This is a genomic window from Anoxybacillus sp. (assembly GCF_036834105.1).
Lineage (GTDB): Bacteria > Bacillota > Bacilli > Bacillales > Anoxybacillaceae > Anoxybacillus.
Window position 1 is genome coordinate 1 of record NZ_DAITON010000022.1, and the last position, 23,612, is coordinate 23,612.

The following is a 23,612-nucleotide window of genomic DNA, read 5'->3' on the forward strand; positions in this document are numbered from 1 at the left end:
CCGCTCGGTTATCCGATTTTAGGAACGGAGCAAACGTTAGCGACATTTACAGGTGATACGTTGCGTCAATACATGTATGAAACGTATACGCCAGACCAAGTTGTCGTTTCCATCGCAGGAAATGTCGACGAATCGTTTATTCAACAAGTAGAAGCGTATTTCGGTACATTTACGAGACAAAAAGGAAACGACGCGTACGTACCACCGACGTTTTATCCGAACAAAATGGCGCGCAAAAAAGAAACAGAGCAAGCCCACGTATGTATCGGGTTTAATGGATTGCCAATCGGTCATGAAGACATTTATAGCTTAATTATTTTAAACAATATTTTAGGTGGAAGCATGAGTAGCCGTCTATTTCAAGAGGTACGTGAGCAACGTGGATTAGCATACTCCATTTTCTCTTATCATTCTTCATATCGTGATGGGGGAATGGTAACGATTTATGGAGGAACAGGAAGTCAACAGCTCGATCTTTTATTCGATACGATTCAGCAGACAATCGAACAATTAAAACAAGACGGCATTACGGAAAAAGAGCTAGAAAATAGCAAAGAGCAAATGAAAGGAAACTTAATGCTTAGCCTAGAAAGTACGAATAGCCGGATGAGTCGGAACGGGAAAAATGAGCTTCTGCTTGGCCGCCATCGTTCGCTCGATGAAATCATTGAAAGCATTGATCGCGTGACGAAAGAAAGTGTTGATCGCATGGCGCAAACGATTTTTACAGACGACTTTTCTGTTGCGCTCATCAGTCCAGAAGGAACATTACCAAAAAGCCTGCGAGAATGAACTTGCAGGCATTTTTTTGTGCCTTTTCTCTACAATGATAAAGAAGGGGGGATCATATGCGATTAAGTGAATTGAGCGGAAAAGAAATCGTTGATATGAAGCGGGCCGAACGGCTTGGTATTTTAGGACAGACAGATTTAGAGATCAATGAACGAACAGGTCAAATTCAAGCGCTCCTTATTCCAACAACCAAATGGTTTGGCTTTCGAAAAGACGGGACAGATATACGTGTACCGTGGAGCCGCGTCAAAAAAATTGGCTCGGATATGATTTTAATTGATGTCGATGATTAGACACCTCAAATGGGTGTCTTTTTTCATTTTCTGCTCACCGTTTGATGAGCAGCATCATAAGATGTGAAAGTAACGATGGGCAAAAAACTAGTTGGATAAGAGGGTGAATGAACTCATGCTGACAGGAATGCATGTTGCGATCATGGGTGGGGATGCTCGGCAGCTTGAAGTCATTCGGAAATTGATGGAACTTGACGCGAAATTGTCACTCGTTGGCTTCGATCAATTAGACCATGGCTTTGCTGGGGTAACGAAAATGAAAATTCATGAAGTCGATTTTCATGATGTAGATGCCATCATTTTACCTGTTCACGGAACGAATATGGACGGCGAGATTCAAACAGTCTTTTCAAACGAAAAAATGATGTTTACAGAAGAGTTGCTTCGTCAAACACCGGCGCATTGTACCGTCTATTCAGGGATCACAAATGATTATTTAGATCATGTAATCAAGTCGGTCGGGCGGAAGCATATTCAACTATTTGAACGTGACGATGTCGCGATTTACAACTCTATTCCGACGGCAGAGGGAACAGTCATGATGGTCATTCAACATACAGATGTAACCATTCACGGCTCGCGTATCGCTGTTTTAGGTTTAGGACGTGTAGGGATGACCGTTGCCCGAACGTTTGCGGCTTTGGGAGCACGAGTCAAAGTCGGGGCTCGCCGCTCTGAACATTTAGCACGCATTGCAGAAATGGCGTTAGAACCGTTTCACTTGAACGATTTAGAGCAACACGTAAAAGATATTGATGTTTGCATTAATACGATTCCACATATGGTTGTGACTGCAAGCGTTATTGCAAAAATGCCTGCGCATACGCTTATTATCGATTTGGCGTCTAAGCCTGGCGGAACAGATTTTCGCTATGCTGAAAAGCGTGGGATTCAAGCGCTATTGGCCCCAGGACTTCCTGGTATCGTCGCTCCAAAAACAGCGGGGCAAATTGTAGCGAATGTGTTGGCACAACTTCTTTCTGTGGATTTGAAAAAACGAAAGGAGAATAAAAAATGAACGTACAAGGAAAGCGGATAGGTTTTGGTTTAACAGGATCGCATTGTACGTACGATGCCGTCATGCCCGAAATAGAAAAATTAATAGCTAAAGGGGCGGATGTCATACCGATTGTTTCATATACGGTACAGTCGACAAATACACGGTTTGGCAAAGGGGAAGAATGGGTGAAGAAGCTGGAAGAGATGACAGGTCATCAAGTCATTGATACAATTGTAAAAGCGGAGCCGTTAGGGCCGAAATTACCGCTTGATTGTATGGTCATTGCCCCATTAACAGGGAACTCGATGAGTAAGTTAGCGAACGCCATGACTGATTCCCCTGTGTTAATGGCCGCCAAAGCAACGATGCGCAATCATCGTCCGGTCGTTGTTGGCATTTCGACAAATGATGCGCTTGGCTTAAACGGTGTCAATTTAATGAGATTAATGGCAGCGAAAAATATTTACTTTATTCCGTTCGGGCAAGATGACCCATTTAAAAAACCGAATTCGATGGTTGCTCATATGCCGTTGTTGCTTGATACGGTAGAAGCGGCGCTAGAAGGGCGGCAAATTCAGCCGGTTATCGTCGCTCATAAATAAACAGTTGCAAGAAAATTTATAAAAAACGTCTCTCCTTTACGAATGAATGTGCTAAAATAAATGATATTAAAATTGTCTATCAGTTGGAAGGAGAAGAAGAGATGGAACAAAAAGGATTACATGTCGCAGTCGTTGGTGCGACAGGAGCTGTCGGACAACAAATGATTCAAACGTTAGAAAAAAGAAATTTCCCAATTGCAAAATTATCTTTGCTTTCATCGGAACGTTCAGCTGGGAAAAAAGTGATGTTTAAAGGTGAAGAAATCGAGGTACAAGCAGCGAAGCCAGAAAGCTTTGAAGGTGTTCATATCGCGTTATTTAGCGCAGGAGGAACGGTATCGAAACAGCTTGCTCCAGAAGCGGTAAAACGCGGTGCAATCGTTGTCGATAACACGAGCGCGTTTCGTATGGATGAAAACGTACCGCTTGTCGTTCCGGAAGTGAATGAAGCAGATTTACATTGGCATAACGGAATTATTGCAAATCCAAATTGCTCAACAATTCAAATGGTCGTTGCCCTCGAACCAATTCGTCAAGCGCTCGGATTAAAGCGCGTCATCGTCTCGACATACCAAGCTGTGTCAGGGGCAGGGGCGCAAGCTGTTGAAGAATTAAAAACGCAAACAGCGCAAATGTTAAATGGGCAAAAAGTGACACCAGAAATTTTGCCTGTAAAATCGGATCGTAAACATTATCCGATCGCATTTAATGCCATTCCGCAAATTGATAAGTTCCAAGATAACGGATTCACGTTCGAAGAAATGAAGATGATTAATGAAACGAAAAAAATTATGCATATGCCTGAGCTAGAAGTAGCGGCAACGTGCGTGCGCATTCCGGTCATGACAGGTCATTCCGAATCTGTATATATTGAAATTGAAAAAGAAGGTGTAGGAGTTGACGAGTTGAAATCATTATTGAAAGAAGCGCCTGGTGTCGTACTGCAAGACGATCCAAGCGAACAGCTATATCCGATGCCTTTATATGCCACAGGGGAAAATGATGTATTTGTCGGTCGTATTCGTAAAGATTTAAATCGTGATACAGCATTCCATTTATGGATCGTTTCTGATAACTTGTTGAAGGGAGCAGCTTGGAACTCTGTTCAAATTGCTGAAAGTCTTTTAAAATTAGGACTTGTGAAAGCGTAAAATCAGCATCGAGGTGTTGACGTTGAAAATTATCGTTCAAAAATTTGGCGGCACGTCTGTTCGTGATGAACACGGCCGAAATTTAGCGCGCAAACATATTGAAAAAGCGCTGCAAGATGGGTATAAAGTGGTTGTCGTCGTCTCAGCGATGGGGCGAAAAGGAGATCCATATGCAACGGATACGTTGCTTAGCCTCATTGATGGGGCAAATGCACAGGTGACCAATCGGGAAAAAGATTTACTCATGGCGTGCGGTGAAATTATTTCAAGCGTTGTATTCACAAACATGTTAAATAAGCACGGGATAAAAGCGACAGCCTTCACTGGGGCGCAAGCAGGTTTCCGCACAAACAAAGATCATACGAATGCGAAAATCGTCGATATGCGTTGCGAGCGCTTATTGCGTGCGCTAAAAGAGCATGACGTTGTCGTTGTTGCAGGCTTTCAAGGAGCTGCTGAAAACGGAGACGTAACGACGATTGGTCGCGGAGGAAGCGATACGTCTGCGGCGGCGCTTGGGGCTGCGCTCGGTGCGGAGTGGATCGACATTTTCACCGATGTGGAAGGGGTGATGACGGCAGATCCGCGCATCGTAGAGAATGCACGACCACTTGATGTCGTCACGTATACAGAAATTTGCAACATGGCGTATCAAGGGGCAAAAGTCATTCATCCACGTGCGGTCGAAATTGCGATGCAGGCGAAAGTGCCACTCCGCATTCGTTCGACATATTCCGATGCGCCTGGCACGCTCGTCACAACGATCGCGAAAAAAGGAAGCGATGTAAAGGAGCGACTAGTGACAGGAATTGCACACGTTTCAAACATTACGCAAATTAAAGTACCGGCTAAAGAGGGACATTACGATTTACAAGCTGAAGTATTCAAAGCGATGGCGAATGAAGGAATTAGTGTAGACTTCATTAACATTTCGCCGAATGGAGTCGTATATACCGTATCAAGCGATGTCGCAGATCGAGCGGTTGCCACGTTGCAAAAGCTCGGTTACGAACCAACAGTTACTCGTGGATGTGCGAAAGTATCGACTGTCGGTGCAGGCATTGCTGGTGTTCCAGGTGTTACAGCAAAAATTGTTACAGCGCTATCTGAACGGGGCATTCAAATCTTGCAGTCTGCAGATAGCCATACGACCATTTGGGTACTTGTGAAAGAAGAACATTTAAAAGAAGCGGTCAATGCGCTTCACGATGCGTTTCAGCTTGCTAAACAGCCGAATTCGGCTGAATCATATGAATGGAGTTAGGAGTGAAACATTGTGGTTCAATTTGGTCAAATTGCCACAGCAATGGTAACACCATTTGACAATAAAGGAAACATTGATTTTGCGAAAACGACGCAATTAGTTAACTATTTAATTGAAAATGGCACCGATTCGCTCGTTGTTGCTGGAACGACAGGAGAATCTCCAACGCTGACGACAGAGGAAAAATTGGCGCTTTTTCGCCACGTCGTTGAAGTTGTAGACGGACGCGTGCCAGTTATTGCTGGGACAGGAAGCAATAATACGCGCGCTTCCATTGAGTTGACGAAAAAAGCAGAAGATGTTGGGGTCGATGCGGTGATGATCGTCGCCCCTTATTACAACAAGCCGAACCAAGAAGGCATTTATCAACATTACAAGGCGATTGCAGAGAGCACATCGTTACCAGTGATGGTATACAACATTCCGGGGCGGGCGGTTGTCAATATTTCTGTTGAAACGATTATCCGCCTTTCTGAAATTCCGAACGTTGTAGCTGTTAAAGATGCAAGTGGTAATTTAGATGCGATGACAGAAATCATTGCAAAAACGCGCGACGATTTTATGTTGTATAGCGGAGATGACGGATTGACGCTTCCGGTGTTAGCGATTGGTGGAAGCGGCGTTGTTTCGGTCGCCTCACACATTATCGGAAACGACATGAAAGAAATGATCCAAGCGTTTATGCGTGGGGACAATCGGGAAGCGGCAGCGATGCATCAACGGATATTGCCGATCATAAAAGCATTATTTGCTGCTCCGAGCCCTGTGCCAGTAAAAACGGCTCTACAATTAAAAGGATTAGATGTCGGTTCCGTTCGTCTTCCGCTCGTGCCACTAACGGAACAAGAGCGGTTGCAACTTATGCGTGTGCTACAAGGTTAAAAGAAAGGGAATTCATCCCTTTCTTTTTTGTTGTTGAATCAGTTATAATGGATGTAAGTGACTTTGAGCGGGCTAGTTTGTTTGACTGTAGGAGGATTTGATGATGAAACGAGCAGAGAAAATACGTGTATTTGCCCTTGGCGGCGTCGGAGAGGTAGGAAAAAATATGTACGTCGTCGAGGTAGACGAAGACATTTTCGTTCTGGATGCAGGTCTTATGTTCCCAGAGGACGAAATGTTTGGCATTGATATGGTTATTCCTGATATTTCATATTTAGTTGAGCAACAAGGGCGCATTCGCGGTATTTTTTTAACGCACGGTCATGACGATCATATTGGGGCGATTGCGTACGTGCTACGAAAAATTACTGTACCTGTGTACGGAGCAAAATTGACTCTTGCGCTTATGGAAGAAAAACTGAAGGAACAAGGAATTACATCCAAGGCGAAGCGTATAGAAATACATGCAGATAGTGAAGTCGTATTTGATAAAGCGGTCGTATCGTTTTTTCAGACGAATCATAGCATCCCGGATTGCCTTGGTGTCAGCATTCGCACATCGCAAGGTGCGATTGTATACACAAGCGATTTTAAATTTGATCAAACGCCTGTTGGGGTATGTCGCACCGATTTTGGAAAAATGGCGCAAATTGGAGCGCAAGGTGTACTTTGTTTACTATCCGATAGCACAAATGCAGAAAAACCGGGGTATACGGGTTCAGAAGCGATTGTTGGCCAAGAAATTTCTGACGTCATTTACAATGCGAGCGGACGCATTATTGTAGCGTGCTTTGCATCAAACATTACGCGCATTCAACAAGTGTTACATGCTGCACGTGATCATAGACGAAAAGTTGTTATTATGAGCCGTCATATGCATAAAGTGATCGATATTGCGGTGCGCCTCGGGTATTTAAAATTTGATGAAAATATGATTATTTCGATGAATGAAGTTGATCGCTACAACGATCGCGACTTAGTCATTTTAACGACAGGCAACCAAGGGGAGCCGATGGCCGCGCTTGCACGCATGGCAAAACAAGCACATAAATATATCAATATTAAAGAAGGAGACACAGTCATCGTTGCTTCTTCCCCAATGCCAGGACATGAATTATTTATTGCTCGAACGATCGATGCATTATACCGTGCAGGAGCGAATGTCGTGTACGGTCAGCGTCGCGTGCATGTATCGGGACACGGTTACCAAGAAGAGTTGAAACTCATGTTAAATTTCATGAAACCGAAGTATTTTATTCCGGTGCATGGGGAGTTTCGCATGCAAAAAGCGCATGGAAAAATCGCCCAGGCGGTCGGTATCCGTCAAGATGCGATCTTTTTAATTGAAAAAGGGGAAGTGATCGAATTTCGCAACGGTCACGCCCGTTTTGGCGGCAAGGTGCCGAGCGGTCAAATTTTAATTGACGGGTTAGGCGTTGGCGATGTAGGCAATATCGTATTGCGTGATCGCCGTTTACTTTCACAAGACGGTATTATGATTGTTGTCGTCACATTAAGTAAGCAACATAAGCGCATCGTTGCCGGTCCGGAGATGATTTCGCGCGGCTTTGTATACGTGCGTGAATCGGAAATGCTTTTTGAAGAATCTGTAAAAATCGTAAGGGAAATTGTTGAGAAAAGTATGGAAGATTACGTCATTGAATGGTCTTCATTAAAAACAAATATTCGTGATGCACTTAGCCAATATTTATTTGAAAAAACAAAACGGAAACCGATGATTTTACCGATTATTATGGAAGTATAGACCAACATGCTCAAAGTCAACAAAACACCTGCAATACGCAGGTGTTTTTTGTATGAACAAGACGATGTTCACGTATACTAACGACATCACGCAACAGAAAGGGGATTGTGTTATGGACGAGCGAGATATATCTCAAGAGGAAACGAAGCCGTCTCCGGCAGAAAATATTGTGCAACTCGGTCAAACGAATGTTCCGCAGCTTTCTTCAGATTCGACCATTCATTGCTTAACCATTGTCGGTCAAATTGAAGGGCATATTCAATTACCGCCACAAAATAAAACGACGAAGTATGAACATATCATTCCACAAATCGTGGCGATTGAGCAAAACCCAAATATTGAAGGATTGCTTGTCGTACTAAACACAGTAGGGGGTGATGTGGAGGCAGGGTTGGCGATCGCCGAAATGTTAGCATCGATGTCTAAGCCAACCGTTTCAATTGTGCTTGGGGGCGGGCATTCGATCGGTGTGCCGATTGCGGTTTCGTGTGACTATTCGTTTATCGCAGAAACGGCAACGATGACGATTCATCCGATTCGTTTGACGGGTCTTGTCATCGGCGTTCCACAAACGTTTGAGTATTTGGATAAAATGCAAGAACGCGTCGTTAACTTTGTTGTAAAGCATTCGAATATTAGTGAGGAAAAATTCAAAGAACTTATGTTTTCAAAAGGAAATTTAACGCGAGATATCGGAACGAATGTCGTAGGGACGGACGCTGTAAAGTACGGCTTAATTGATGAAGTTGGTGGGCTTTCACAAGCGATGCGAAAATTGCGAGAGTTGATCGATCATTCGAATCAACAAGGGGCGATGTTACAATGATTTTACATACGGTCGTTCCAGAATTTATCGTTTTTCAAACGGATGAAGCGGAGTATAAAAAGCAACGAACGGTCTATTACAATGGTATTCCTTTACTTGTACAGCAAACAGAAACGAATGAGTACGAAATTGTTCGTCTGTTAAGTAGTGATCCACAACATTATTTAACGTATGGGCCGGGTACAAAACTTTGTGCGACATCGCTACAATTTATGGTATAATAAGAACAAGCAGCCACGCTTCTCCTGTTGGCTGCTTTTTCATCTTATATGTTGGAGTGGGCGAAATGGGAAAGAAAAATAAACGTCGCACAAATAAACAAGAGCAATGGAAAAAAACATTGCGTTTTGAACTCATCGGTTTAACGATGTTAGCATGCACGGTCATCGCGATGGCAAACGTTGGCGCTGTTGGACGTTCACTTGTTTTTACGACTCGCTTTTTTTTAGGGGAGTGGTACATTGTTGCGTTGCTAGGAGCGCTTGTGACATCGTTGTACATCATTTGGAAGCGAGCGTGGCCTCCATTTTTTCAACGCATTCTCGTCGGATTGTACTTCATTATTTTTTCATTATTGCTATTTAGCCACGAAACGTTGTTCAACATTTTGTCGCGGAATGGAAAATTAGTAAATCCGAGCATTATTCAGACGACATGGGAGTTATTTTGGGCAGATGTGCGCGGAGAAAACGGCTCTTTTTCTGATTTGGGCGGTGGCATGCTCGGTGCCCTACTGTATACGATTAGTTATTATTTATTTGATCAGCTAGGAACAAAATGGATCGCTTCCATATTGATGATTGTCGGTCTGTTGCTTTTAACGGGAAAAACGTTACGTGATACTGCTGGAAAAGGGATTGAATGGTTCATTTCATTTATGCGGACGCAAACGAAAGCAGTTCTTTCAGATGTTCGTTCGTTTTTGAGTCGTCCGAAAAAAGAAAAGCAACCTCAGCCACACATTGAAGTGGTGACGGCATTCGAAGAAAAAGAGGAAGATGAAGCGGAGGAAACGGTGAGCGAAGGTCCTGTCATTTCTAATTTTAATGAAGCAGTGGAAGAAGAAAAGCCGATCGTATTTACGCAAACGCATGAAACAGATTATACTTTGCCACCGATTGACTTGCTTTCTCCACCAAAGGCGGTCGATCAATCACGAGAAAAAGAAAACATTTATGAAAATGCCCGCAAGCTTGAAAAAACGTTTCAAAGCTTTGGTGTGAAGGCAAAAGTAACGAAAGTGCATATTGGTCCAGCTGTCACAAGATATGAGGTATATCCAGATGTTGGTGTGAAAGTAAGTAAAATTGTTAGTTTAAGCGATGATTTAGCGCTTGCTCTCGCCGCAAAAGACATTCGTATGGAAGCACCGATCCCTGGAAAATCTGCCATCGGCATCGAGGTGCCGAATGAAGAAATTGCGATGGTTTCTTTGCGTGAAGTGCTAGAAGCGAAGGAAGCGGACAAACGGGAGGCGAAGTTGCTAATCGGGCTCGGGCGCGATATATCCGGACAAGCGGTGCTTGCCGAACTGAACAAAATGCCACATTTACTTGTTGCTGGCGCGACAGGGAGCGGAAAAAGCGTATGCATTAATGGCATCATCGTTAGCTTGCTTATGCGTACAAAGCCGCATGAAGTAAAAATGATGATGATTGATCCGAAGATGGTTGAATTAAGCGTATACAACGGTATTCCGCATTTGCTTTCTCCGGTCGTCACTGATCCGAAAAAAGCGTCCCAAGCGTTAAAAAAAGTTGTAAGCGAAATGGAACGGCGATATGAACTATTTTCGCATACAGGCACGCGCAATATTGAAGGATATAACGAATATATTGAGCGCTATAATGAAACAGCGGAAACGAAGCAGCCGCTTTTGCCGTATATTGTTGTTATTGTGGATGAGCTAGCGGATTTAATGATGGTTGCCTCAAGCGATGTAGAAGACTCCATCACTCGTCTTGCCCAAATGGCGCGCGCAGCAGGCATTCATTTAATTATCGCGACGCAACGTCCATCCGTTGACGTCATTACGGGCGTCATTAAGGCAAATATTCCATCGCGCATCGCGTTTAGCGTATCGTCACAAACAGACTCGCGCACGATTTTAGATATGGGAGGAGCTGAAAAACTGCTCGGGCGTGGGGATATGCTCTTTTTACCTGTCGGTGCCTCCAAGCCCGTTCGCGTGCAAGGTGCTTTTGTTTCCGACCAAGAAGTAGAAGCTGTTGTGCAATATGTCATTTCACAACAACAAGCGCAATATGAAGAGACGATGATGGCGCAAGATGATGAACCGCAAGAAGCGTTTGATGATGAGCTGTTTGATGAGGCCGTTCAGCTTGTCATTGAAATGCAAAGTGCATCCGTTTCTATGTTGCAGCGACGATTTCGCATCGGCTATAATCGGGCGGCACGTTTAATTGATGCGATGGAAGCTCGCGGCATTGTCGGGCCTTATGAAGGAAGCAAACCGCGCGCGGTGCTCGTATCTCCGAGCGATCAAGCAAAAACGTCATGAAAGAGGCTAAAAGTAAGCCTCTTTTTTGTATAAATGGGACATAATAATGATATATTATTAAAATCGCTTACATATGATTTTATACGACTTTTTTCGACAATTTTTTTATTCGCTATTTATTTATGGGCAAAAAAATGTTATATTATTAGTAAGAAATTTGTCTAACATCAGATGTCTGATATCTAAGGTGGGGGATGGTGAATGTCTGTTAAAACAGATCATCGACATTTATATTTACAAGTCATTGATCGGATTAAAAAAGATATTGAACAAGGGGTATATAAGGAAAAAGAAAAACTCCCTTCGGAATTTGAATTGGCCAAACAGTTAGGGGTTAGCCGCGCAACGTTGCGTGAAGCTTTACGAGTGTTAGAAGAAGAAAATGTCATCATCCGCCGCCACGGCGTTGGAACGTTCGTTAGTTCCCGCCCGATGTTCACCTCTGGCATTGAGCAGCTAAGTAGCGTGACGGAGATGATTCGCCAAGCCGGACGCAAACCAGGAACGATTTTTTTATCGTCTTCTATTCAGAAACCGACTGAAGATGATATAAAGCGCTTTCAATGTCATAAAGAGGAAGATTTACTCATTGTCGAGCGGGTGCGCACAGCAAATAACGAACCGGTTGTGTACTGTATTGATAAAGTACCTTGTAAATATTTACCTAAAGGAATTGCTTATGAAAATGAGTCGCTATTAGAAATATTACATAATGAAGCGAATCGGTATATTGCGTACGCCGTTACACACATTGAACCGCTCGGCTATCATGAAAAAGTATCGCCAATTTTACAATGCGAGCCCGAAACCGCGCTGTTAGTTTTAAAACAAATGCATTTTGACGAAAACGACGAGCCGATCTTATATTCGATCGACTATTTTAAATCAGATAAGTTTAGCTTCCACGTGTTACGAAAACGCGTGTAGCTTATAAACATGCTTATTTTATTAAGGAGGTGACATTGGAGGGAGAAGGTTCGTTTACATTTCACTTTTTTACTTAATCTATATTTGAAAATTGAGGGGGTAATGATTGATGAAGAAAAAGCGTTTTGGATTGTCCATGTCTTTATTATTAACTGCCGGTTTAATTCTTGGTGGTTGTGGTCAACAAGGGCAAGAAGAGCCGAAAACAGATGAAGGAAAAGCGTCCGAATTTAGCGTGGCGATGGTTACAGACGTTGGTGGAATTGATGACAAATCGTTCAACCAATCAGCATGGGAAGGTTTACAAAAGTTTGGTGAAGAAAACGGCTTGAAAAAAGGAAAAGGCGGCTATGACTACTTACAGTCGCAAAGTGATGCGGACTATGCGACAAACTTAAATAAACTTGTACGTAACGATTTTGATCTTATTTTCGGTATCGGGTTTTTAATGACAGATGCCATTACGGAAATTGCGGAACAAAAACCAGATAACAAATTCGCTATCGTTGACAGCGTCGTCGAAAAACCGAACGTAGCGAGCATTACGTTTAAAGAGCACGAAGGTTCGTTCCTTGTTGGGGTTGTCGCTGGTTTAATGACAAAGACGAACAAAATCGGTTTCGTCGGTGGGATGGAAATTCCATTGATTGAGAAATTCGAAAGTGGTTTTATCGCAGGTGTAAAAGCGGTCAATCCAAATGCGACAGTCGAAGTGCAATACGCAGGTGCGTTTGACAAAGCGGACAAAGGAAAAGCAATTGCTTCAAGCATGTATGCTTCTGGTATTGACGTGATTTATCATGCGGCTGGTGCGACAGGAAACGGTGTGTTTTCTGAAGCGATCGACTTGAAAAAGCAAGATCCAAACAAAGAAATTTGGGTCATCGGTGTTGACCGCGACCAATACGAAGAAGGAAAAGTGCCTGGAACAGATAAAAGCGTAACGTTAACATCGATGGTAAAACGCGTTGACGTTGCTGTATACGACTTAGCGACAAAAACGAAAAACGGAAACTTCCCTGGCGGTCAAGCAGTTGAGTACGGCTTAAAAGAAGATGGTGTAGGTATTGCACCAACAACGAAAAACAACGTTCCTGAAGACGTGTTAAAACAAGTTGACGAATGGAAACAAAAAATTATTAACGGTGAAGTGAAAGTTCCTACAACTCGCGCCGAGTTGAAATAGGTAAATGATCGTTCTCCGAAGGGATCCTTTCCTTCGGAGAACTCACTAAATGAAGGGTTGCAACATGTTGCAGCTTTTCATTTAGTGATGTAAACCATGCTCATATAAGGAGTGGATCACGTTTGGAATACGTAATTGAAATGCTAAACATCCGCAAAGTTTTTGGGAATTTTGTGGCCAATGATAACATTACGTTGCAGCTGAAAAAAGGGGAAATTCATGCGCTATTAGGCGAAAACGGCGCAGGGAAATCGACGTTAATGAACGTGCTATTCGGACTGTATCAACCGGATGGTGGGGAAATTCGCGTCAAAGGAAAAAAAGTGAACATTGCCAATCCGAACGTCGCCAACGACTTAGGGATCGGAATGGTGCACCAACACTTTATGCTTGTCGATACATTCACCGTAACTGAAAACATCATTTTAGGAAGCGAACCGACAAAAGGTGGACAAATCGATATTGAGCGTGCGGAACGAGAAGTGCGTGAACTATCCGAACGCTACGGTTTAGCGGTTGATCCGAAGGCGAAAATTGCGGACATTTCCGTCGGCATGCAACAGCGTGTAGAAATTTTAAAAACGTTATATCGCGGAGCGGATATTTTAATTTTCGATGAACCGACGGCTGTGTTAACACCGCAAGAGATTCAAGAACTTATCCAAATTATGAAAGCGCTTGTACGTGAAGGAAAATCCATTATTTTAATTACGCATAAGTTAAAAGAAATTATGGAAGTGTGCGATCGCGTGACCGTCATTCGACGCGGAAAAGGGATCGGTACATTAAATGTATCGGAAACAAATCCGAACGAACTCGCTGCATTAATGGTTGGACGTGAAGTGCATTTCAAGACGGAAAAACAACCACCGAAAGTTGGGAAACCTGTACTTGAAATTGAGGACTTAGTCGTCAAAGATTCGCGTGGAATTACCGTTGTCGACCATTTGCATTTAACGGTACACGCAGGGGAAATTGTCGGTATTGCAGGGGTAGACGGCAACGGACAAACAGAGCTAATCGAAGCGATTACAGGTTTAATGAAATCCGAATCTGGTTCGATTCGTTTAAATGGGAAAGAAATCCGTAACTTAACGCCACGACAAATTACAGAAACAGGTGTTGGTCATATTCCGCAAGACCGTCATAAACATGGGCTTGTTCTTGACTTCCCGATCGGAGAAAATATGGTGCTTCAAACATATTACAAAGAGCCATACTCTAAACGAGGCATTTTAAATTTCAAAGCGATTTATGATAAAGCGCGTCAGCTCATTCAAGAATTCGATGTTCGTACGCCAGATGAATATACGAAAGCGCGCGCATTATCAGGAGGAAACCAACAAAAAGCAATTATTGGACGGGAAGTAGACCGCGACCCAGATTTACTCATTGCCGCGCAACCGACGCGAGGACTTGACGTTGGAGCAATCGAGTTTATTCATAAACGCCTCATCGAACAACGTGATAAAGGAAAAGCTGTCTTGCTCGTTTCGTTCGAGCTAGATGAAATTATGAACGTCAGCGATCGCATTGCCGTTATTTATGAAGGAAAAATTGTTGCTATTGTTGATCCGAAAGAAACGACAGAACAAGAGCTTGGTTTGTTGATGGCAGGAAGCAAACGGAAGGAAGCAGGTGTATCATCATGAGTGAAAATCGTCTAACGAATATTCTCGTCCCTGTTTTTGCGGTTATTCTCGGAATTATCGCTGGGGCAATTGTTATGCTCGTCAGCGGCTATGATCCGATTGCTGGATATTCGGCTTTACTGTACGGCGCTTTTGGTGATCGATATTATATTGGGGAAACGATTCGTCAAGTGACGCCATATATTTTAGCCGGTTTAGCTGTTGCGTTCGCTTTTCGAACAGGGCTATTTAATATCGGGGTAGAGGGACAGCTTATCGTCGGTTGGCTCGCTGCGGTTTGGGTAGGTGTTGCATTTGAGCTCCCAAAAGTGATTCATTTACCGCTCGCTATTTTTGCAGCCGCAGCCGCTGGAGCGATTTGGGGATTCATTCCTGGCTTTTTAAAAGCGCGTTTCCGCGTTCATGAAGTTATCGTTACAATTATGATGAACTATATTGCACTATACGTATCGAATGCGGTCATTCGTTCCGTATTATCCGATCAAGGATTTAAGTCGGAGAAAATTCATCCGTCAGCATCGCTACGTTCCGAATTTTTACAATCATTAACAGATTATTCGACGCTTCATTATGGCATTATCATTTCGTTAATTGCGGCTGTTGTCATGTGGTTTTTGCTTGAAAAAACGACGACAGGATACGAACTTCGCGCTGTCGGCTTTAACCAACATGCGTCGCACTATGCTGGCATGAGCGTCAACCGCAATATTGTATTGGCGATGGTTATTTCAGGAGCATTCGCAGGTATTGCCGGAGCGATGGAAGGATTAGGGACATTTGAAAACGTCTCTGTTAAAGCAGGATTTACTGGAGTCGGATTTGATGGAATTGCGGTTGCCCTCCTTGGTGGAAATCATGCGTTTGGAATTATTTTAGCAGCCATTTTATTTGGAGCGTTAAAAGTCGGGGCGTTAGAAATGCCATCAGCGGCCGATGTGCCGACAGAACTTGTTGACATCGTCATTGCGTTGATCATTTTCTTCGTTGCTTCTAGCTATTTAATTCGTCTTGTGCTTACGCGCTTGAAAAAGGAGGGAAAATAAATGTTAAACATCCTTGAAATTATTATTCCTTCCGCGATTTTCTTTGCGGCACCGCTCATTTTCACGGCGCTTGGTGGCGTATTTAGCGAACGCTCCGGCGTTGTCAACATCGGATTAGAGGGCTTGATGGTCATCGGAGCGTTTACTGGCGTAGTATTTAACTTAACGTTTGCTGACCAGTTCGGTGAACTAACCCCATGGCTTGCGATCGTTGTTGCGATGGTTGTTGCTTCCATTTTCTCGCTTATGCATGCGGTGGCGGCCATTTCGCTTCGTGCTGACCAAGTCGTTAGCGGGGTGGCGATTAACTTTTTAGCGTTAGGGTTATCGTTGTTCCTCGTTAAAATGTGGTATGGAAAAGGGCAAACAGACCAAGTACAAGTTGGTTTTGATAAAATTGATATTCCGATTTTAAGTAAAATTCCTGTTCTCGGTCCGATTTTATTTTCAAACGGATATTTGCCATCTTATTTAGCGATTGTATTAGCGTTTGTCGTATGGTATGTCATTTATAAAACGCCGTTCGGACTTCGCCTTCGTGCCGTTGGGGAACATCCGATGGCGGCGGATACGATGGGAATTAATGTGACAAAAATGCGCTACATCGCAGTGATGTTAAGCGGTGCACTTGCAGGAATTGGCGGTTCGATTTATGCGACGATTATTTCACGCGATTTCAGCCATGCGACGATCTCTGGTCAAGGATTTATGGCGCTTGCTGCAATGATTTTTGGAAAATGGCACCCGCTTGGCGCGATGGGGGCAGCTCTTTTCTTCGGATTTGCGCAAAGTTTAAGCATCGTCGGACAGGCGATTCCGTTTTTGAAAAACGTACCGACTGTTTATTTGCTTATTTTGCCGTATGCTTTAACGATTTTAGCGTTAACTGGATTTATCGGACGTGCGGATGCGCCAAAAGCGCTCGGTACGCCGTATGTCAAAGGAAAACGTTAATAGAAAAAGACTTCGGGCTGCCCGAAGTCTTTTTTTCACGCCTTTGATCAAGCATAATAAAAGGAGGAGGGGATTTTTATGTCGTTATATCAGCTCGTCGATCAATTGTTTTTAGAGTTACAGCACCCTGTGACGATTGAATCGCGTGACTTTGAATTGCTTGCATATAGTGGACATCATGACGAAACAGATGAAGTGCGTATGCGCACCATTTTAAGCAAGCGGGCTTCAGCCCACGTTTTTCATTATTTACATGAACACGGATGGATGCAAAAGATTGAACAAACAGACGAGGTCGTTAGCATTCCTCCGCTTCCTGATATAGACCTTGGTGCTCGTGCTGTCATTTGCTTAAAGCATGCTGGGAAAGTGTATGGATACCTTTGGGTGCAAGCATCGTTCGATCATTTGACAGAGAAGCAGCGAACACGGATGAAAGAGGTCGCAAAAGAAGCAGCGTACGTGTTACATGAACAAGTTGGAAAGCGTTACAAACGTCAAGAGGAAGTGGACGATCTTTTTCTTCGCTACATTCAATACCGCGATATGAGTGAGCGTGATTTTCAAATTGAGGCTCAAGTGCTCGGGGTAACACTTCCTTCTTCATTTACTGTTTCTGTTTTTCAAATTGTGAACGATGAAAAAAAAGATGATATTCGCCAATACATGACATTTATCATCAAAACGATGCACGTCCCGATCTTTTTTATTCATCACCATCATCCTTTTTTACTCATTGTTGGGGGAACGACAACGCAACGCCCTATCGTGACTGCCAAAGCGATCTTAGCGAAATTGCAACAAGATTTTCGCTGTCGTATAGATGAGGATGTTCTTGTCGGCATTGGCAACGAATATGTCGGAATACGAGCATTGCGCGATAGCTATAAAGAGGCGATGGAAGTCATCCATTTAAAAAAACATATGGATGAGCCGTTGCCGCATGTTTATGGGGATTTAGGGATTTATCGCTTGCTTCCGTTTATATACGAGCAATATAAGCAGCGGAAGTATCCAAACGAAGCATTATTAAAGTTGAAAAGACACGACGAACAACACGGAACAGATTTTTTACATACGCTTCGTGCATACATCCGACACGACTGCAATATGAAACAAACGGCAGAAAGTTTGTACATTCATCCGAATACGTTAAACTATCGGTTAAAACGTATGCAAGCAATCGCTGCTCTTCCGCTTCACGATTTTGAGCAACGGATGATGTTATATATCGATCTCCTTTTATACAAATATAAGGAAAGTGTTGTGGACGGTCAACAAAAATAAGTCGAAATGATTATGCATAGGCGACAAACAATTTTCAGAAAGTATAAATTATAATGAATCGTAGAATATGTGACAAAATCGTGAAAGGATCGATGCATGTGACTGTAGAGTACAAACATGAACCATTTACAAACTTTGCATGCCAACAAGAAGCGGATGCTTTTCGTCAAGCACTTGCACATGTTGAAGGGCAGCTTGGAAAAGAATATCCACTGATCATCGGAGGGAAACGAATCGTCACGGAAGAAAAAGTCGTGTCGATCAATCCGGCGAATAAACAACAAGTCGTTGGTGTCGTCTCAAAAGCGACAAAAGCGCTCGCTGATGAGGCAATGGCTGCTGCTCTCTCCGCATTTGAGACGTGGAAGCGCGTATCACCTCAAGCGCGTGCTGACGTATTGTTTCGTGCAGCCGCAATGTTACGAAGAAGAAAACATGAATTTTCGGCATGGCTCGTAAAAGAAGTCGGCAAACCGTGGAAAGAGGCAGATGCTGACACAGCGGAAGCAATTGACTTTTTAGAGTATTATGGCCGACAAATGATGAAGCTTGCGGAAGGTGTTCCGGTGTTAAGCCGTCCGGGAGAGGCAAACCGCTTCTTTTATGTTCCGCTTGGTGTTGGACTTATCATTTCTCCGTTTAACTTCCCGCTTGCGATTATGGCAGGAACGACGGTGGCTGCAATTGTGACTGGCAATACGGTTATTTTACGACCGTCTGACCGTGCACCAATTGTCGCTGCAAAATTTGTCGAGCTTATGGAAGAAGCAGGTCTTCCTGCAGGTGTACTAAACTATTTACCGGGCGGCGAAGCAGAAGTAGGGGAATATATCGTTGAACATCCACAAACGCGTTTTATTTCGTTTACTGGATCGCGTGCTGTTGGTTGCCGCATTTATGAACGCGCGGCGATCGTTCAACCAGGTCAAAAGTGGTTGAAACGAGTCATTGCTGAAATGGGAGGAAAAGATGCGATCATCGTTGATGAAGATGCTGATCTTGAATTAGCCGCTCAGTCGATCGTTGTTTCCGCATTCGGTTTTTCAGGACAAAAATGTTCGGCATGCTCGCGTGCTATCGTGCTAGAGAACGTATATGACGAAGTGCTTCACCGTGTCGTTGCGTTAACGAAACAATTAAAAGTAGGCAACCCTGAAGAGCAAAGTACATTCATGGGACCTGTCATCGATCAAGCGTCGTACGATAAAATTATGAACTACATTGAAATTGGAAAACAAGAAGGAAAACTTGTCACAGGTGGAGAAGGTGACGACGCGACAGGGTTTTTCATTCAACCAACCATTTTTTCGGATGTCGCTCCAACTGCGCGCATCATGCAAGAAGAAATTTTCGGTCCAGTCGTGGCGTTCACGAAAGTGCGCACGTTCGATGAAGCACTTGAAGTGGCAAACAATACAGATTACGGATTAACAGGAGCAGTCATTTCAAACAATCGCCATCATTTAGAAAAAGCGCGCGAGGAGTTTCATGTCGGTAACTTATACTTCAATCGCGGCTGCACAGGAGCGATTGTTGGGTACCATCCGTTTGGTGGTTTCAACATGTCGGGAACAGACTCGAAAGCCGGTGGCCCAGACTACTTATTGTTGCACATGCAAGCAAAAACAGTGAGCGAAATGTTTTAAAAGAGGTGGATACGATGTTTGCAGAACTATCAAAGAACATCTTTTTGTATGCTTCGCAAAGTAAAGTGTTAAATCAAGCAGCGAAAAAATGGGGGCTCCGTTTTGGAGCTTCCCAAGTCGTTGCGGGGGAAACGATTGAAAGCGCTATCAAAAAAGTGCATGAACTGAATGAAAAAGGACTTGTTTGTACGCTTGACCATTTAGGAGAGTTTGTTTCTAGTCGCGAGGAGGCAATCGAAGCGACGGAATATAACATTCGTACGTTAGAAGCCATTCATCGGGCGGGAGTTCGTAGCAACTTATCTGTGAAGTTGACACAACTTGGACTCGATATTGATTTTGATTTTTGTTTAAATAATATGCGTCAAATAGTTGACACAGCGAAACGATATAACAATTTTGTGCGCATTGATATGGAAGATTCAGGACATTGTCAAGCGACGCTCGATCTTTTGCATGAACTTCGCCGGACGTATGATAATGTTGGAACAGTCATTCAAGCATATTTATATCGCGCGGAGCAAGACGTGAAAGACTTAAAAGGTGTATCGCTCCGCTTAGTGAAAGGCGCGTATAAAGAGCCGCCGGAAGTAGCGTTTCAAGATAAGCAACAAGTCGATGAAAACTACATGAACATCATTCGACTTCACTTATTGAGCGGAAGCTATACAGCAATTGCAACACACGATCATCACATTATTGAAAAAGTAAAAAAATTTGTTAAAGAAAATAATATTCCACGTGAGCAATTTGAGTTTCAAATGTTGTATGGGTTTCGAACAGATATGCAGCAACAATTGGCGAAAGAAGGATACACGATGCGCATATACGTCCCGTTCGGAAACGATTGGTTCGGATATTTTATGCGCCGGCTCGCAGAACGCCCGCAAAACGTCGCGTTCGCATTAAAAGGCTTTTTTGGAAAATAATTTTTTGTACAAATTGTGAACATATTTTAGTATAATGATAAACACAAAGGGGTTTCAAAGACAACAAAGGAAGGGGAGATTGTTTTGGTTATTGCATCTGTTGTTTTGTATATGGTGGGGATGTTGCTAATTGGATATTGGGCGTATAAACGGACGTCAAACTTGTCCGATTATATGTTAGGTGGACGAACGCTCGGCCCAGCGGTGACGGCGTTAAGCGCAGGGGCGTCCGATATGAGCGGCTGGTTGTTGCTCGGTTTACCTGGGGCGATGTATGCGCAAGGATTGAGCGCTTCATGGATTGTCATCGGTTTAGCGATTGGGGCGTACGTCAACTGGCTATACGTTGCGCCGCGCTTACGGGTATATACGGAAGTGGCGAACGACTCGATTACGATTCCGTCATTTTTAGAAAATCGTTTCGGCGATACATCGAAGTTGTTGCGTCTCGTGTCTGGATTCGTCATTATGATTTTCTTTACGTTTTACGTCTCATCTGGTCTCGTTTCAGGTGGGGTCATGTTTAAAAACTCGTTCGGTACAGATTATCATACAGGGTTATGGATTGTCGCAGGTGTCGTTGTGGCGTACACGTTATTCGGAGGGTTTTTAGCGGTAAGTTGGACAGACTTTGTGCAAGGATTAATTATGTTTATCGCGCTCATTCTCGTACCTGTTGTAACGCTTATGCACATTGGTGGGGTAACGGAAACGACAACGACAATTCGCGACATTGATCCGAATTTGCTCGATTTGTTTAAAGGGACGAGCGTTGTCGGTATCATCTCTTTATTTGCATGGGGGCTCGGTTATTTCGGACAACCGCATATTATCGTTCGCTTTATGGCTATTTCATCGGTGAAAGAGATGAAACAAGCGCGCCGCATTGGGATGGGATGGATGATCTTTTCATCTGTCGGTGCGATGTTAACAGGGCTTTTCGGCATTGCCTACTTTAAAAAAGGAGGCATGACGTTAGAAAATCCAGAAACGGTATTTATTAAACTCGGTGAAATTTTATTCCATCCGCTTATTACAGGATTTTTGCTCGCTGCCATTTTAGCGGCCATCATGAGCACGATTTCATCGCAATTGCTTGTTACATCAAGCTCGTTAACAGAAGATTTATACAAAATTTTATTCCGTCGTTCAGCATCGGATAAGGAGCTTGTATTTGTCGGTCGTTTATCTGTATTGCTCGTATCGATTGTTGCTTTATGGCTAGCATATGAGCAGAACAACACGATTTTAAATCTTGTCGGCTATGCGTGGGCCGGGTTCGGCGCGTCGTTCGGTCCTGTCATTATTTTAAGCTTATGTTGGCGCCGCATGACAAAATGGGGGGCGCTTGCCGGAATGGTGGCAGGAGCGACAACGGTAATTGTCTGGGCCAACTCCCCATATGCAAGTGTAATGTATGAAATGGTGCCAGGTTTTATCGCCAGCTTGATCGCTATCGTCGTCGTCAGCTTATTGACAGCTGTACCAGAGAAAAAGATTGCTGAGCAATTTGACGCGTTCCAACGAACCATTTCATCATAAGAAAAAGGTGTCCGCATCGGGCACCTTTTTTATGTAGAAAAATGTCGAACAGCTCGTTTCATCTCGGTTGAAATATGTTCGGATTTTGAAGCAGATGTTGCTATTTGTTCGACGATTCCATTTGTTTCGATTAACCGGCTGGATAATTCGCTTACTTCTTGGGCGCTATTTGCTGTAGCTGTAGATACTTCATGGATGGAAGTAATCATTTCATGTAAAGCGCGATTTAGTTCGGTAGCAGTTTGGCTAAATTGAGCAACAACTTCTTCCATAAACGAAGCTGTTTGCTCATATTGTTTCGTCACCGTTTTCATTTGTTCGTAATCGCGTTGAACATCTGTCGAGATGTATGATATCGCAGCTGAAGCGCTCATTGACAACTGTTCTACAGCAGAGGTCAATTGTTTGGCAACGTGTTGAATATTTTCAACTGCTTGTTGTGATTGTTCAGCTAGTTTACGAATTTCCTCGGCAACAACTGCAAATCCTCTTCCTTGCTCCCCGACGCGTGAAGCTTCAATGGAGGCGTTGAGTGCTAATAAATTTGTTTGCTTTGCAATATTCATAATGGTATTTGTAAATAGTTCAATATCCGTCACGACGCTTGAAGCCTCAATCGCTTTTTCTAGCTTTCTTTTCGTTTCCGCCAACAGTTCATTTGCTTTTTCGGATGATGACGTGACAATACGATCTGTATGAATGGCTTGTTGGCGAATAGATGAAGCATTTTGCTCGCCTTCTTTCATTTTGTGAATCATTCGCTGAACAGCGTGCTCAATTTCTTTCGATGTGGCTGACATTTGTTCAGCAGATGCCGCAGTTTCTTCCAAGTTGTTTGATACGTTTTTTGTCGTTGCTGAAATGTGGCGCAACTGATCATTTAAATGACGAATATCATGGTATACAGACGAAACATTGCCGTCAAGCTCACGAGCCTCGTGTTGAATGCGACAAATCATGGTGGCAAGTGTATCTAATACAGTATTAAAGTTGCTCACAATGCGCCCGATCTCGTCGTTGCTTTGTAACGTTAAGCGAGAGGTTAAATCGCCTCGATGAATAATCGTTTCAAACTGTTTGTTCATTTCTTTCATCGCTCGAATGAACGTTACTTTTCCGACAAAAAAACTAATGAGTCCACCGATGACGCCCGCCCCGACGCAAAGAAGTGTAAAATATGTGGCGTATGACGGCTGTTTATATACTGTGAAAAAACTAGCAACGACCGGAAAAGCGAGTCCCATCGCAATACCAGTTCCGATGGAAGTAAGTAAAAAACGACCGGTTACACTTGACAATACATATGTCACCCCTTCAAAAAGACTATTATAAAAGTACTATATACAAAAT

21 protein-coding genes are annotated in these 23,612 nt (G+C 43.4%); 20 read left to right on the plus strand and 1 reads right to left on the minus strand.

Going from position 1 to position 23,612, the window contains the following annotated elements; translation table 11 throughout:
- From V7Z64_RS04050 to putP, 20 genes are all read left to right on the plus strand, one after another.
- The coding region (locus V7Z64_RS04050; protein WP_334109406.1) for a M16 family metallopeptidase at positions 1-792 on the plus strand (792 nt) is incomplete at its 5' end.
- A gap of 56 nt (positions 793-848) precedes the next feature.
- Entirely contained in the window at positions 849-1,085 is a 237-nt protein-coding gene (locus V7Z64_RS04055; RefSeq protein ID WP_004891000.1) for a YlmC/YmxH family sporulation protein, read from the plus strand.
- Between the two features lie 115 nt (positions 1,086-1,200).
- Positions 1,201-2,103 (plus strand): dipicolinic acid synthetase subunit A, encoded by a 903-nt coding sequence (dpaA, locus tag V7Z64_RS04060; RefSeq protein WP_297989759.1) that lies wholly within the window; start codon positions 1,201-1,203, stop codon positions 2,101-2,103.
- Positions 2,100-2,687, plus strand: a complete 588-nt coding sequence (gene dpaB / locus V7Z64_RS04065; protein ID WP_297989757.1) for a dipicolinate synthase subunit B — start codon at positions 2,100-2,102, stop codon at positions 2,685-2,687. Before dpaA ends, dpaB begins: the two co-directional genes overlap by 4 nt.
- 101 nt (positions 2,688-2,788) lie before the next feature.
- Positions 2,789-3,838: an aspartate-semialdehyde dehydrogenase gene (gene asd, locus V7Z64_RS04070; RefSeq protein ID WP_297989755.1), complete on the plus strand. Its 1,050-nt coding sequence runs from the start codon at positions 2,789-2,791 to the stop codon at positions 3,836-3,838.
- A 22-nt stretch (positions 3,839-3,860) separates the two neighbouring features.
- Positions 3,861-5,102, plus strand: coding sequence for an aspartate kinase (gene dapG, locus V7Z64_RS04075; protein ID WP_297989753.1), 1,242 nt, complete (start codon positions 3,861-3,863; stop codon positions 5,100-5,102).
- A gap of 12 nt (positions 5,103-5,114) precedes the next feature.
- On the plus strand, positions 5,115-5,984 hold the full coding sequence (gene dapA / locus V7Z64_RS04080; RefSeq protein WP_297989750.1) for a 4-hydroxy-tetrahydrodipicolinate synthase: 870 nt from the start codon (positions 5,115-5,117) through the stop codon (positions 5,982-5,984).
- 103 nt (positions 5,985-6,087) lie between these two features.
- Positions 6,088-7,749 (plus strand): ribonuclease J, encoded by a 1,662-nt coding sequence (locus V7Z64_RS04085; RefSeq protein WP_297989747.1) that lies wholly within the window; start codon positions 6,088-6,090, stop codon positions 7,747-7,749.
- Between the two features lie 112 nt (positions 7,750-7,861).
- The gene (locus V7Z64_RS04090; protein ID WP_297989745.1) at positions 7,862-8,575 is read left to right on the plus strand and encodes a ClpP family protease; all 714 of its coding nucleotides are present in this window, start codon (positions 7,862-7,864) and stop codon (positions 8,573-8,575) included.
- Complete coding sequence (locus V7Z64_RS04095; RefSeq protein ID WP_297989743.1) at positions 8,572-8,796, plus strand: YlzJ-like family protein; 225 nt, start codon at positions 8,572-8,574, stop codon at positions 8,794-8,796. Before V7Z64_RS04090 ends, V7Z64_RS04095 begins: the two co-directional genes overlap by 4 nt.
- A 65-nt stretch (positions 8,797-8,861) precedes the next feature.
- Positions 8,862-11,096 (plus strand): DNA translocase FtsK, encoded by a 2,235-nt coding sequence (locus V7Z64_RS04100; protein WP_297989741.1) that lies wholly within the window; start codon positions 8,862-8,864, stop codon positions 11,094-11,096.
- A 201-nt stretch (positions 11,097-11,297) separates the two neighbouring features.
- Positions 11,298-12,023: a GntR family transcriptional regulator gene (locus V7Z64_RS04105; protein ID WP_297989739.1), complete on the plus strand. Its 726-nt coding sequence runs from the start codon at positions 11,298-11,300 to the stop codon at positions 12,021-12,023.
- Positions 12,024-12,132: 109 nt separating this feature from the next.
- A complete protein-coding gene (locus V7Z64_RS04110; protein WP_297989737.1) occupies positions 12,133-13,209 on the plus strand; it encodes a BMP family lipoprotein in 1,077 nt (358 codons plus the stop codon).
- Positions 13,210-13,331: 122 nt separating this feature from the next.
- Positions 13,332-14,861, plus strand: coding sequence for an ABC transporter ATP-binding protein (locus V7Z64_RS04115; RefSeq protein WP_297989735.1), 1,530 nt, complete (start codon positions 13,332-13,334; stop codon positions 14,859-14,861).
- Positions 14,858-15,904, plus strand: a complete 1,047-nt coding sequence (locus tag V7Z64_RS04120) for an ABC transporter permease (RefSeq protein WP_297989733.1) — start codon at positions 14,858-14,860, stop codon at positions 15,902-15,904. The genes V7Z64_RS04115 and V7Z64_RS04120 overlap by 4 nt, the downstream gene beginning before the upstream one ends.
- The gene (locus V7Z64_RS04125) at positions 15,905-16,858 is read left to right on the plus strand and encodes an ABC transporter permease (protein ID WP_003394760.1); all 954 of its coding nucleotides are present in this window, start codon (positions 15,905-15,907) and stop codon (positions 16,856-16,858) included.
- Positions 16,859-16,936: 78 nt separating this feature from the next.
- Entirely contained in the window at positions 16,937-18,145 is a 1,209-nt protein-coding gene (locus tag V7Z64_RS04130; RefSeq protein WP_297989730.1) for a PucR family transcriptional regulator, read from the plus strand.
- Between the two features lie 92 nt (positions 18,146-18,237).
- Complete coding sequence (pruA, locus tag V7Z64_RS04135; protein WP_442885018.1) at positions 18,238-19,791, plus strand: L-glutamate gamma-semialdehyde dehydrogenase; 1,554 nt, start codon at positions 18,238-18,240, stop codon at positions 19,789-19,791.
- A 14-nt stretch (positions 19,792-19,805) separates the two neighbouring features.
- Positions 19,806-20,720, plus strand: a complete 915-nt coding sequence (locus tag V7Z64_RS04140) for a proline dehydrogenase (protein ID WP_297989728.1) — start codon at positions 19,806-19,808, stop codon at positions 20,718-20,720.
- Between the two features lie 84 nt (positions 20,721-20,804).
- Positions 20,805-22,262 carry a sodium/proline symporter PutP gene (gene putP / locus V7Z64_RS04145; protein ID WP_297989726.1) on the plus strand — a complete coding sequence of 486 codons (1,458 nt, stop codon included), beginning with the start codon at positions 20,805-20,807 and terminating at the stop codon, positions 22,260-22,262.
- 29 nt (positions 22,263-22,291) lie between these two features.
- Here the strand turns inward: putP and V7Z64_RS04150 are convergent, their stop codons facing one another.
- Entirely contained in the window at positions 22,292-23,560 is a 1,269-nt protein-coding gene (locus tag V7Z64_RS04150; RefSeq protein ID WP_297989724.1) for a methyl-accepting chemotaxis protein, read from the minus strand.
- Positions 23,561-23,612 lie beyond the last annotated feature (52 nt).